This is a genomic window from uncultured Sphingomonas sp., from assembly GCF_913774285.1.
GTDB lineage: Bacteria > Pseudomonadota > Alphaproteobacteria > Sphingomonadales > Sphingomonadaceae > Sphingomonas.
Window position 1 is genome coordinate 32689 of sequence record NZ_CAJYHX010000011.1, and the last position, 12631, is coordinate 45319.

A 12631-nucleotide genomic window follows, 5' to 3' on the forward strand; every position below is an offset into this window, starting at 1 on the left:
TCGGGCGATGCGTCCGGTTGACCAGTCCCTGCCGCCGAGTCCTGTCGAAGGGCGGCCAGGGTCCGCCCGGCAGGCGGAGGACGTGTATCCATGGCAAATGTGGCAGTGATCGGCGCCCAATGGGGTGACGAAGGCAAGGGCAAGATCGTCGACTGGCTCGCCGAGCGCGCCGACGTGGTGGTCCGCTTCCAGGGCGGGCACAATGCCGGCCACACGCTGGTGATCGGCGAGAAGGTCTACAAGCTCTCGCTGCTCCCTTCGGGCATCGTCCGCGGCACGCCAAGCGTGATCGGCAACGGCGTGGTGCTCGATCCCTGGGCGCTCAAGGCCGAGGTGGAGAAGCTGCGCGAGCAGGGCGTCGACGTGACCCCGGACACGCTCAAGATCGCCGATACTTGCCCGCTGATCCTGCCCTTCCACCGCGATCTCGACGCGCTGCGCGAGGATGCCAGCGGCGCCGGCAAGATCGGCACCACCCGCCGCGGCATCGGCCCGGCCTATGAGGACAAGGTCGGCCGCCGCGCGATCCGCGTGTGCGATCTCGCCAATCTCGATTCGATCGGGCCGCAGGTCGATCGCCTCGCCGCGCACCATGATGCGCTGCGGGCCGGCTTCGGCCGGCCGCCGATCGACCGCGAGGGCTTGCTGAACGAGCTGCGCGACATCGCCGGCTTCGTGCTCCCCTTCGTCCAGCCGGTGTGGAAGATGCTGAACGAGGCGCGCTCGCGCGGCCGTCGCATCCTCTTCGAAGGCGCGCAGGGCGTGCTGCTCGACATCGACCACGGCACCTATCCGTTCGTCACTTCGTCCAACACCGTGTCGGGCACCGCGGCGAGCGGCAGCGGCATGGGCCCTGGCGCCGTGGGCTTCGTGCTCGGCATTGCCAAGGCCTATACCACCCGCGTCGGCTCGGGTCCCTTCCCGAGCGAGCAGGAGAATGAAATCGGCGAGCGTCTTGGTACGCGCGGCCACGAGTTCGGCACCGTCACCGGACGCAAGCGCCGTTGCGGCTGGCTCGACGCGGTGCTGCTGCGCCAGTCGGTCGCGGTCTCAGGCATCACCGGCATCGCGCTGACCAAGCTCGACGTGCTCGACGGGTTCGACGAGATCCAGGTGTGCACCGGCTATCGGTTGAACGGTGAAGTGCTCGACTATTATCCCGCCAGCGCGCCGGACCAGGCGGCGGTGGAGCCGATCTACGAGACGATGGAAGGCTGGTCCGAATCCACGTTCGGCGCGCGCAGCTGGGCCGACCTGCCGGCCCAGGCGATCAAGTACATCCGTCGCGTCGAAGAGCTGATCCAGTGCCCGGTGGCGCTGGTTTCGACCAGCCCCGAGCGCGAGGACACCATTCTCGTTCGCGATCCCTTCGCCGATTGACACGAAAACGCCCGGCCCTCGGGGAGGGCCGGGCGCATCGGAGCTCAAGGCGAGGGGCTGAAAGGGGGAAAGGCCCCGCGCCGAGCTACCCTGCGTTAGCGCGGACGCTTGCGCTTCGGCTTGTCGCCGGTCTGGTCACCCATGGTCGAGTCCGTCGTGCTTGCGCTCGGGTCGGTGGGCGAGGTCGTCGTCGTGGTCGACGAATCCGGCGTGTTCATCGTGCCCGAGCCCGTCGTGCCGCCCGGCGTCGTCGTGGTCGACGGATTCATCGACGGATCGGCCGGCGAGGTCGACGGCTGACCCGGCGTGGTGCTCTGGTCCATGGTCGAGCCGCCCGGCGTCGTCTGGCCCGGGGTGGTCTGCTGCGCGAAGGCGGCCGGCGCGGCGATCAGCGTAGCAGCGGCGAGAATGGTCTTGATGTACATTACACGGCATCCTTCTGTTGATTATGCCAACGGAAGGTTAACCACCAAATTCCCAAGAAGTCTCATTGGCTGATTTCGATTAACCGATAAAAGCGAACGGATCAGGGGTGAGTCGAGCGCAAGATCAGCCGACCTGTGCCCGATGCAGCAATTTCTGGTCCGCCAATACCAATGCAACCATTGCTTCGACGACGGGCACGCCTCGGATGCCGACGCAGGGGTCGTGGCGGCCCTTGGTGCGGATCTCGCTGGCCTCGCCTTCGCGGGTGACGGTTTCGACCGGGATCAGGATCGAGCTGGTGGGCTTGAACGCGACACGCATCCGCACCGGCTGGCCTGTGGCGATGCCGCCCGCGATTCCGCCCGCATGATTGGCGAGGAAGTCGACGCCGCCGTCACCGCGGGGCCGCATCGCATCGGCATTCTCCTCGCCGCGCAGGGCGGCTGCCGCGAAGCCGTCGCCGATCTCGAAGCCCTTCACCGCGTTGATCGACATGCACGCTGCGGCCAGTTCGCTGTCGAGCTTGGCGTAGAGCGGCGCGCCCCAGCCGGCGGGCACGCCGGTGGCCTCGCAGGCGACGACGGCGCCGAGCGACGACCCGTCCTTGCGCGCGGCATCGACCAGCGTTTCCCAACGTGCCGCCGCATCCGGATCGGGGCAGAAGAACGGATTGTTGCCGATCTCGGCCGCATCGAACTTCGCATAGTCGATCGCGTCGCCGCCGATCGCCTCGACCCAGGCGGTGATCGTCACCTCCGGAATCACAAGCCGCGCGACCGCGCCGGCTGCTACGCGGGCCGCAGTCTCGCGCGCCGAGGAGCGGCCGCCGCCGCGATAGTCGCGGAAGCCGTATTTTTGGTCATAGGCATAATCGGCATGGCCGGGGCGATAGGCCTTGGCGACGTCCGAATAATCCTTGGAGCGCTGGTCGACATTGTCGATGTGCAGCGCGATCGGGGTGCCGGTGGTGCGGCCCTCGAACACGCCCGAGAGGATGCGGACCTGGTCCGGTTCCTGCCGCTGGGTGGTGAAGCGCGACTGGCCGGGGCGGCGACGATCGAGGAAGGGCTGGATGTCGCTCTCGCTGAGCGTCAGCCCCGGCGGGCAGCCGTCGACCACGGCGCCCAGCGCGGGGCCATGGCTCTCGCCCCAGGTGGTGAAGCGGAATACGCGACCGAAGCTGTTGAACGACACCGGCGCACGCCCTCCGTCTGGATCAAACCCGCGGGCCGTTTCGCAGGTGTCGCGCGCGGCTGCAACCCGTTCAGACGATCTCGAAGAGCCCCGCCGCGCCCATGCCGCCTGCAGTGCACATCGACACCACAACATAGCGCGCGCCGCGCCGCCGCCCCTCGATCAGCGCATGGCCGACCAGCCGGCTGCCGGTCATGCCGAACGGGTGGCCGATCGCGATCGCGCCGCCGCTGACGTTGAGCTTGTCGGGATCGATGCCGAGCGTGTCGCGGCAATAGAGGCACTGGCTCGCGAACGCCTCGTTGATTTCCCACAGGCCGATGTCGTCGACCTTGAGCCCCGCACGGGCGAGCAGCTTGGGTACGGCGAAGACCGGGCCGATGCCCATCTCCTCGGGTTCGCAGCCCGCCACCTGAAAGCCGCGATAGATGCCGAGGATCGGGCGGCGCTCTGCCTCGGCGGTCTTGCGGTCCATCAGGATCTGGGCGGCGGCGCCGTCGGAGAGCTGGCTGGCATTGCCGGCGGTGACGTGGCAGCCTTCGGTTACGAAGGCGCCGTCCTTCCACACGGGCTTGAGGGTTGCCAGCACCTCGGCAGTGGTGCCGGGGCGGATGCCTTCGTCCTGGGTGACGGTCACCGCCTCGCTACCGGTGCGATTGCCGGCCTTGTCGAACAGCGCCTTGGTGACGGTGATCGGTGCGATCTCTGCATCGAACGCGCCGCGCGCGAGGGCCGCAGCGGCGCGCTGCTGGCTTATCGCGGCGAATTCATCCTGCGCCTCGCGGCTGATGCCATAGCGTTCGGCGACGATCTCGGCGGTTTCGATCATCGGGATATAGGCGGCGGGCACCTGCTCGGTGACCGAGCGGTTCGCGTAGCGCGGTGCATTGGCCATGGTGAGACTGATCGACTCCATCCCGCCGGCCAGCGCCACGTCGATTTCGTCGGTCATGATCGAGCGGGCGGCGAGCGCGATGGCGGTAAGGCCCGATCCGCATTTCCGGTCGAGGCTGAACGCCGGCACGCTGTGCGGAACGCCCGCGGCGAACAGCGCCATCCGCGCCATGTTGGCGCCCTGTGTCCCCCATTGGTTACCCATGCCGTAGAACACGTCGTCGATCCGCGCCGGATCGATCCCGGCGCGCTCCACTGCCGCGTTCATCACATGCGCGGCGAGCACCGGCGCTTCGGTATCGTTGAAATAGCCTCGGCCCGCCTTGCCGATGCCGGTGCGGGCAGTGGAGACGATCGCGGCTTCGCGCATGGCACCCTCTCATTCTTTCGAGTTTCGGGTACGCTTCCGCGATCGGCGGCCTGATTGCAACCGGCTCAGTCGCGGAACTGCGGTGCGCGTTTCTGCATGTTGGCCATCACCGCCTCGATTTGGTTGGGCGTGCGGAGCAGCGCTGCCTGCTCGACGCTTTCGGCCAGCAGCACGGCGGCGGCATCGCCCTCGTGGTTGGCGAGGCGCTTGGCAGCGCGGATCGCGTCCGGGTTGCGGCCGGCAATGGCGTGCGCGAGTGCCAAGGCTTCGGTGTGCGGATCGTCGGCCAGCCGGGTGACGAAGCCGAGCGCCTGCGCCTCCGCTGCATCGAACTCGCGCGCGGTGTAGGTGAGTTCGCGCAGCACGTCGTCGCGCACGGTGCCGCGCCAGAGCACGAAGCCCGCCATGTCGGGCACGATTCCCCATTTCAGCTCCATTACCGACAGTCGGGTGTCGGGCGCTGCGATGCGGATGTCCGCACCGCTGGCGATCTGCAGTCCGCCGCCAAAGGCAATACCGTGCACGGCGGCGATCACCGGCACCGGCAGCGTTCGCCAGCCCCAGGCGACCTGCTGATAGCTGTTCGCCAGCCCATGGCTGCGCGCGGCGATGTCCACGCCGCCGCCGACGTTGGCCATGCTCGCCATGTCCAGTCCGGCGCAGAAGGCGCGGCCTTCGCCGGAAAGGACCACGGCGCGCAGGCCAGCGGTCTGGCCGAGCGCGTCGATCGCCGAGAGAAGGCCTTCGATCATCGCGGGGTCGAGCGCGTTCATCTTGTCCGGCCGACGCAGCCGTACGTCGGCCACGCCGTTCTCGATGGTCCACGTCACCCGCTCGCTCATTCCGGCATCCTCTGTCGCTTGTCGCCAATGTGCGGCGAAGCATTTGCGCGGGCAAGATGGCGACGCTAGAAAAGTGGGTATGTCCCAGTCCAGCGATCCCGCGGCGCCGCCCCGGTTCGATCCGCGCGCCTTCTTCGCGCTCCGCTTTCCCAACCATGGCAGCCGCCTGGGCGTCGCCCACCGCGACCATGGCGAGGACTGGTCCGAGCTCGAGCTGCCGTGGCGTGCCGATCTGGTGGGGCAGGAGGAGACCGGCGTGCTCGCCTCGGGGCCGATCCTCGCCTTGATGGACATGGCGAGCAGCGTCGCGGTGTGGCTGAAGGTCGGCAAGTTCCTGCCGCATGCCACGCTCGATCTGCGGATCGACTATCTCCGCCCGGCGCGGACGGGCCAGACGGTTATCGGGCGCTGCGAATGCTATCGGCTGACCCGCTCGATCGCGTTCGTGCGCGGTCAGGCGCATGACGGCGATCCGGCCGATCCGCTGGCGCATGTCGCGGGGACCTTCATGGCAGCGGAGGGCTACTGGTGAAGCTTCCACCTTATGCAGAGCTGCTGGGGCTCAGTGTCGAGCCGGGCGCGGATGCGCCGGTGCTGTTGATGCCGTTCTCTGGCGACGTCGTCGGCCGGCCGGGCTTTCTCCATGGTGGCGCGATCGGCGGGTTGCTCGAAATGGCCGCGGTGGGGGCGCTGCTCCAGGCGCTGGAAGCGGAAGGCGGGGCGAAGGTGAAGCCGGTCAACGTTACCGTCGATTACATGCGCGGTGGCCGCGAGAAGGAGACGCGGGCCAAGGGCACGGTGACGCGGCTGGGCAATCGCGTGGCGAATGTCAGCGCGATCGCGTGGCAGGACGAGGAGGAGCGGCCGATCGCCGCGGCTCGGATGAACTTCCTGATCGTCAGATAGGGGCGTTCCCTCCACAGCTCACCGCCATTCCCGCGAAGGCGGGAATCCATCAGCCTGAGCGTCTCAGAAAGAGTCTACCCACATGCGGCAATGGATCCCCGCCTTCGCGGGGATGACGAAGGATGGTGGGGAGGCGTGCACCTCCCCAATTCCTCACTTCTTCGGGGTCACCCGCATCAGCCAGCCGCCATCGCCCTTGGCGCCGTCCTGCAGCAGCCACAGCGAGCCGTCGGGTCCCTGCGCCACGTCGCGGATGCGCATGTCCAGGTTCCACTGGTCGGCCTTGCGGGCGTTGGTGCCGTCGAGCGCGATGCGGATGAGGGCCTGGCCGGACATCGCGCCCATCAGCAGCGAGCCCTTCCACTGCGGGAACTCGCTGCCGGCATAGTAGATCAGCCCCGAAGGCGAGATCGACGGCACCCAGTAGAGCTTGGGCAGCTCATAGCCGTCGCCCGCCTTGGGCTTGGGAATCGGCTTGTTGTTGTAGTTCTCGCCGAACGAGACGTTGGGCCAGCCATAGTTACGGCCCCTGAGGATCAGGTTGAGCTCGTCGCCGCCCTGCGGACCCATCTCGTGCTCCCACAGATTGCCCGAAGCATCGAAGACCAGACCATAGGGATTGCGATGGCCGCTGCTCCAGATCGCGGCGGGCGCCGGATTGGGGCCGTCGAACGCGAAGGGGCGGCCCTTGGCGGTCTTGGCGGCGATGCTGTCCTCGGGCGGATCGATGACCTGCACGGTCGTCGCGCCGACCTTGCTGGCATCCGGGTTGTCCGAGGCGGGCTTGCCGTCGAGCGTCAGGTGCAGGATTTTGCCGATCGCCTGGTTGGGATCCTGCGCCGGGGTGAAGCGCTGGCGCTCGCCTGAGGACAGGAACAGCGACTTGCCATCGGGCGCGAAGGCGATGACGGCGCCGAACTGGCCGCCATCGCCGTCCGCGCCCGAGCGGAACAGCACCTCGACATTGTCGAGTCGCGGCGCCATCGCCTTGCCGCGGGTCAGCTTGGCGCGGGCAAGCGCCAGCGCGCTGCCGTTGGCGCGCGGCTCCGAATAGGTGAAATAGATGGTGTTGCTGCTGGCGAAGTCCGGTGCGGGCGCCACGTCGAGCAGGCCGCCCTGGCCGCCCACGGCGACCTTGGGCACGCCGGTCACCGCCTGCGCCTTCTGGTTGACCTCCCAATATTGCAGCTGCCCGGCCTTCTCGGTCACCAGCGCGGCGCCGTCGGGCAGGAAGGCGAGCGCGAAGGGAGAATCGAAATCGGCGACGCGGATCGCGGTGAAGGGCACGCCCGCGGGCAGTGGGGCGGGGGTGCCGCTCGGAACCGGCAACGGTGTCGGCGTCGCGGCCGTGCCGGTCGGCTGCTGGGCGTTGGAGCCGGGCGACGAACAGGCAGCGGCGAACAGAAGCGGGATCAGCAGCAGCGAACGGGGCATGGGGAATCCTCTCCGGCGATGGTTCGGCCGCGAACGCAGCCGGTTTTGCAACGTGTTGCAACGACTTTCGTCCGCGAAAAGATGCAAGTAGGGCAGCGCCCCCTTGCTCCGTGCCACACGATTGCGTATATCGCGGATGCTTTCTCGGACATCGTCAAACATGATCGAGGTCGGCGCCACGAGGCACCGGCACCGAAGCTGCTTGATTTCAACCGGAGATGTGTGTGGCGAATCTCGCCGAACTGGCCAAGATGATCGAAACCGAAGCGCAGGCGCTGGGCTTTGCCCTGGTGCGCGTGAAGCTGTTCGGCGGCCAGAGCGATCCCACGCTGCAGATCATGGCCGAGCGCCCCGATACGCGCCAGCTGACGATCGACGATTGCGCCGATTTGTCGCGCCGCATCTCGGACCTGCTGGATCGGCTCGAAGCTGAAGGCCGCGACCCCATCGACCATGCCTATCGGCTGGAAGTCAGCTCGCCGGGCATCGACCGGCCGCTCACTCGGCTGCAGGATTTCGCCGACTGGAAGGGGCACGAGGCCCGCATCACGCTTGCCGAGAAGCTCGATGGGCGCAAACAGTTCAAGGGCGATCTCGCCGGTATCGATGCGGACGCGGGCACTATCACGATCGTGACGCAGGACGAGGCACACCATGTGCTGCCGTTCGCGGCGATCGAGGATGCCAAGCTGACGATGACCGATCGCCTGATCGCCGCCACCGCGCCGCTCTCTGCCGAGGGCGCCGATAAGATTATCGAAGTAGAAGGATAAGCCCGGATGGCCACCGCCATTTCTGCCAACAAGGCCGAGCTGCTCGCGATCGCCGATTCGGTCGCGAAGGAAAAGCTGATCGACAAGGCCATCGTCATCGAGGCGATGGAAGACGCGATCCAGCGCGCCGCGAAGAACCGTTACGGCGTCGAGAACGACATCCGCGCGAAGCTCGATCCGGTCTCGGGCGACCTCCGTTTGTGGCGTGTCGTTGAGGTGGTCGAGCAGGTCGACGACTATTTCAAGCAGGTCGACCTGAAGGGCGCCGAGAAGCTCCAGAAGGGCGCGAAGGTCGGCGACTTCATCGTCGATCCGCTGCCGCCGATCGAGTTCGGCCGCATCCAGGCGCAGGCCTCGAAGCAGATCATCTTCCAGAAGGTCCGCGACGCCGAGCGCGAGCGCCAGTATGACGAGTTCAAGGACCGGGTGAACGAGATCATCACCGGTGTGGTGAAGCGTGTCGAGTTCGGCCATGTCGTTGTCGACCTGGGCCGCGCCGAGGGCGTGATCCGCCGCGACCAGCAGATCCCGCGCGAAGTGGTGCGCGTAGGCGACCGCGTCCGCTCGGTGGTGCTCAACGTCCGCCGCGAGAACCGCGGCCCGCAGATCTTCCTGAGCCGGGCGCACCCCGAGTTCATGAAGAAGCTGTTCGCGCAGGAAGTGCCGGAAATCTACGACGGCATCATCGAGATCAAGGCCGCCGCCCGCGACCCGGGCAGCCGCGCCAAGATCGGCGTGATCAGCCATGACGGTTCGATCGATCCGGTCGGCGCCTGCGTCGGCATGAAGGGCAGCCGCGTGCAGGCCGTCGTGCAGGAAATGCAGGGCGAGAAGATCGACATCATTCCCTGGTCGCCGGACACGGCCACCTTCGTCGTCAACGCGCTGCAGCCGGCAAACGTCAGCCGCGTCGTGATCGACGAGGAAGAGGATCGCATTGAAGTCGTCGTCCCCGACGATCAGCTGAGCCTCGCCATCGGCCGTCGCGGCCAGAATGTGCGCCTGGCCAGCCAGCTGACCGGCAAGGCGATCGACATCCTCACCGAGGCGGATGCGAGCGAGAAGCGCCAGAAGGAATTCGTCGAGCGTTCGGAGATGTTCCAGAACGAGCTCGACGTCGACGAGACGCTGGCCCAGCTGCTGGTCGCCGAAGGCTTCGGCGCGCTGGAAGAAGTCGCCTATGTCGAAATCGAGGAGCTCGCGACGATCGAGGGCTTCGACGAGGACCTCGCGCAGGAGCTCCAGAACCGCGCCCAGGAAGCGCTGGAGCGCCGCGAGGAAGCCAATCGCGAGGAGCGCCGCGCACTCGGCGTCGAGGACGCGCTGACCACCATGCCGTATCTGACCGAAGCGATGCTGGTCACGCTCGGCAAGGCGGGCATCAAGACGCTCGACGATCTCGCCGACCTGGCGACCGACGAGCTGGTCGAGAAGAAGCGCGCCGAGCCGCGTCGTCGCGGCGACGATACCCCCCGCAAGGAGCCCAAGGGCGGCATCCTCGCGGAGTATGGCCTCAGCGACGAACAGGGCAACGAGATCATCATGGCGGCCCGCGCCCATTGGTTCGCCGATGAAGAACCTGCGGAAGCAGGCGAGGAGGACGCAATTGCGGACTCCGAACAATGATACGCGCCGACTGACATTGGCACTGGTCATCCCCCCTCTCGGTAACCGGAGGGGCCGATGACCGACGCGGTTCGCACCTGCATCCTTTCGCGCGAGGAATCGCCGCGGGAAGGGCTGATCCGACTCGTGCTTTCGCCCGACGGCGAAGTGCTGCCCGACATCCGTGCCAAGGCCCCCGGCCGCGGTGCCTGGATCTCCGTCGACAAGGCGGGGCTGACGGCGTCGCGCGACAAGGGCAAGCTGCGGGGCGCGCTCTCGCGCAGCTTCCGTACCGGCGAGATTCGCATTCCGGACGATCTGGAAGACCGGATCGCCGCCCAGTTGCAGCGCGCCGCGCTCGATCGGCTGGGGCTGGAGGCGAAGGCCGGCTATGTGGTGATCGGCGCCGAGCGGATCGAAAAGGCCGCGCGCAGCGGCCGACTCCATCTGCTGCTCCACGCCTCCGATGCCCGCGACGACGGCAGCCGAAAGCTGGCGCAGGCGTGGCGGGTTGGCTCGGATCGGGAAGGTTCTGCCCTCAAGGGCTTAACATTGCCGGTCTCGCGCACCATATTGTCCTTGGCGTTAGGCCGCGAAAATGTGGTACACGCCGGACTTATCGACGCCCGGGCGGCGCAACGGACGAGCGAAGCGCTCGATCGCTGGCTGCACTTTATCGGACCCGAACCTGATCCCGTGTCTTGCGATTCCGTATCGCAAGGCGCATCGGCTTTGCCGTCCGCCGTGCCATTGACGACGAACACTATCGAGGAACTTGAGTAGCCGCATGAGCGACACCGAAAACGACAAGCCGAAACTGGGCATGCGCGCACCGCTGGGTCTGAAGCGCACGGTGGAAACCGGCAAGGTGAAGCAGAGCTTCAGCCATGGCCGTTCCAACACCGTGGTCGTGGAGGTCAAGCGTCGCCGTGTTCTCGGCCCGCAGGGTGCGCCGATCGACGAGTCGACGCCGGCCCCTGCCGCTGCGCCCGAGGCTCCGGCTGCTCAGGCTCCCCGCGCCGCTGCCCCGCAGCAGCAGGCGCCGCGTCCGGCTGCCCAGCCGCCGCGCAAGCCCATGGACAATCTGTCGCCGCAGGAGCGCCAGGCCAAGCTGCTCCGCGAGGCCGAGGAACAGCGCATGCAGGCGCTGGAGGAAGCGCGTCGCCGTGACGAGCGCCTCCGTGCCGAGGCACAGGAAGAAGAGCGTCGCCGCGCCGAAGAGCGTGCGCGTGCCCAGGCCGAGGCGGCTGCCGCTCCGGTCGAAGCCGCCGCGCCTGCGCCTGCGCCTTCGCCTGCTCCCGAGCCGAAGCCGGAAGTGATCGCGGAGGCCCCTGCGCCCGCGCCGACCGCCGAGCCGACTCCGGCCCCTGCGCCTGCTCCCGCCCCGCAGGCCGCAGCTCCGCAGCCGGCCGCGCCCAAGCCCGCGGCGCCGCAGGCGGCAGCGCCCAAGCCGGCCGCCCCCGCGCAGCCGCCGCGGCGTCCGATCCCGCAGGGTCCGATCACGCTGCAGCTTGATGCGTCGCTGCCCGCGCCGCGTCGCTTCACGCCGGTTGTGCGTCCGGAAATTCCCAAGCCGCAGCCCAAGCCCGAGCCGCAGCAGGCAGCCCCCGCCGCGACCCAGTCGCAGCAGCCCGCGCAGAACCAGAACCAGCCGCGTCCCGCCGCTGGCGCAGGCGCCGCGCGTCCGACGCCTTCGGGCCCTGGCGCCGCGCCGCGTCGTCCGGGTGCCGATCCGGCCAAGCCGTCGCGCGACCGCAAGGGCGACGATCGCCGCCAGTCGGGCAAGCTCACCGTCACCCGCGCCCTTGGTGGCGACGATGGCGCGCGTGCGCGCAGCCTCGCCGCGCTGAAGCGCGCCCGTGAGAAGGAGCATCGCCGCTCCTATGGCGGCCCGCGCGAGCCGCAGGTCAAGCAGGTCCGTGACGTGGTGGTGCCCGACGCCATCACCGTGCAGGAACTCGCCAACCGCATGGCCGAAAAGGGTGCGGACCTGGTGAAGGCCCTGTTCAAGATGGGCATGATGGTCACGGTCAATCAGTCGATCGACCAGGATACCGCCGAACTGCTGGTCACCGATTTCGGCCATAACGTGCAGCGCGTCAGCGAGAGCGACGTCGATCTCCAGATCGATACCGAACTCGATCCCGAGGACAAGCTGCAGCCGCGTCCGCCGGTCGTCACGATCATGGGTCACGTCGACCACGGCAAGACCTCGCTGCTGGACGCGCTGCGCGGCACCGATGTGGTGCGCGGCGAAGCCGGCGGCATCACCCAGCATATCGGCGCCTATCAGGTGACCCTGAAGGACAAGTCGAAGATCACCTTCCTCGACACGCCGGGCCACGAAGCCTTTTCGGAGATGCGCGCACGTGGTGCCAACGTCACCGACATCGTCGTGCTGGTGGTGGCCGCGAACGACGGGCTGATGCCGCAGACGATCGAGGCGATCAACCATACCAAGGCGGCGGGCAAGCCGATGATCGTGGCGATCAACAAGATCGACAAGCACGACGCCAATGCCCAGCGCGTCCGCGAACGCCTGCTCGAGCATGACGTGCAGGTCGAGGACATGGGTGGCGAGACCCAGGACGTCGAAGTGTCGGCGCTCAAGAAGATCGGTCTGGATACGCTGATCGAGAAGATCCAGCTTCAGGCCGAACTGCTCGAACTGACCGCCAATCCCGATCGCGCCGCCGAGGGCAGCGTGGTCGAGGCCAAGCTCGACAAGGGCCGTGGTCCGGTCGCGACCGTGCTCGTCACGCGCGGCACGCTGAAGGTCGGCGACGTGTTCGTCGTCGGCGCGGAAA

12 protein-coding genes are annotated in these 12631 nt (G+C 67.7%); 7 read left to right on the forward strand and 5 right to left on the reverse strand.

The annotated features are described in order from the left end of the window. The first annotated feature begins 90 nt into the window (after nt 1–90). The gene (locus tag QZ670_RS05910; protein WP_294252904.1) at nt 91–1380 is read left to right on the forward strand and encodes an adenylosuccinate synthase; all 1290 of its coding nucleotides are present in this window, start codon (nt 91–93) and stop codon (nt 1378–1380) included. A gap of 95 nt (nt 1381–1475) precedes the next feature. On the opposite strand, the gene QZ670_RS05915 is transcribed toward QZ670_RS05910, so the two are convergent. The 4 genes from QZ670_RS05915 to QZ670_RS05930 form a co-directional block, all read right to left on the reverse strand. Continuing rightward, the gene (locus QZ670_RS05915; protein WP_294252907.1) at nt 1476–1805 is read right to left on the reverse strand and encodes a hypothetical protein; all 330 of its coding nucleotides are present in this window, start codon (nt 1803–1805) and stop codon (nt 1476–1478) included. A gap of 124 nt (nt 1806–1929) precedes the next feature. Then, nucleotides 1930–3000: a chorismate synthase gene (gene aroC, locus QZ670_RS05920; RefSeq protein ID WP_294252909.1), complete on the reverse strand. Its 1071-nt coding sequence runs from the start codon at nt 2998–3000 to the stop codon at nt 1930–1932. A gap of 70 nt (nt 3001–3070) precedes the next feature. Next, nucleotides 3071–4264 (reverse strand): acetyl-CoA C-acyltransferase, encoded by a 1194-nt coding sequence (locus tag QZ670_RS05925; RefSeq protein ID WP_294252911.1) that lies wholly within the window; start codon nt 4262–4264, stop codon nt 3071–3073. Between the two features lie 65 nt (nt 4265–4329). Beyond that, nucleotides 4330–5106, reverse strand: a complete 777-nt coding sequence (locus tag QZ670_RS05930) for a crotonase/enoyl-CoA hydratase family protein (RefSeq protein ID WP_294252913.1) — start codon at nt 5104–5106, stop codon at nt 4330–4332. A 79-nt stretch (nt 5107–5185) separates the two neighbouring features. Between QZ670_RS05930 and QZ670_RS05935 the strand changes: the two genes are divergently transcribed. Then, nucleotides 5186–5638 carry a PaaI family thioesterase gene (locus QZ670_RS05935; protein WP_294252915.1) on the forward strand — a complete coding sequence of 151 codons (453 nt, stop codon included), beginning with the start codon at nt 5186–5188 and terminating at the stop codon, nt 5636–5638. Further along, nucleotides 5635–6012, forward strand: coding sequence for a PaaI family thioesterase (locus QZ670_RS05940; protein WP_294252918.1), 378 nt, complete (start codon nt 5635–5637; stop codon nt 6010–6012). Before QZ670_RS05935 ends, QZ670_RS05940 begins: the two co-directional genes overlap by 4 nt. A gap of 153 nt (nt 6013–6165) precedes the next feature. Here the strand turns inward: QZ670_RS05940 and QZ670_RS05945 are convergent, their stop codons facing one another. Next, nucleotides 6166–7446 (reverse strand): PQQ-dependent sugar dehydrogenase, encoded by a 1281-nt coding sequence (locus QZ670_RS05945; protein ID WP_294252920.1) that lies wholly within the window; start codon nt 7444–7446, stop codon nt 6166–6168. Between the two features lie 218 nt (nt 7447–7664). Here QZ670_RS05945 and rimP point away from each other — a divergent pair, with 218 nt between their 5' ends. The 4 genes from rimP to QZ670_RS05965 all read left to right on the forward strand — a co-directional run. Continuing rightward, on the forward strand, nt 7665–8219 hold the full coding sequence (rimP, locus tag QZ670_RS05950; protein ID WP_294252921.1) for a ribosome maturation protein RimP: 555 nt from the start codon (nt 7665–7667) through the stop codon (nt 8217–8219). 6 nt (nt 8220–8225) lie between these two features. Beyond that, nucleotides 8226–9845 carry a transcription termination factor NusA gene (gene nusA / locus QZ670_RS05955; RefSeq protein ID WP_294252923.1) on the forward strand — a complete coding sequence of 540 codons (1620 nt, stop codon included), beginning with the start codon at nt 8226–8228 and terminating at the stop codon, nt 9843–9845. A 57-nt stretch (nt 9846–9902) separates the two neighbouring features. Continuing rightward, complete coding sequence (locus tag QZ670_RS05960) at nt 9903–10607, forward strand: DUF448 domain-containing protein (protein WP_294252925.1); 705 nt, start codon at nt 9903–9905, stop codon at nt 10605–10607. Between the two features lie 4 nt (nt 10608–10611). Beyond that, nucleotides 10612–12631: translation initiation factor IF-2 N-terminal domain-containing protein (locus QZ670_RS05965; protein WP_294252927.1), on the forward strand; the 2020-nt coding region annotated here is incomplete at its 3' end.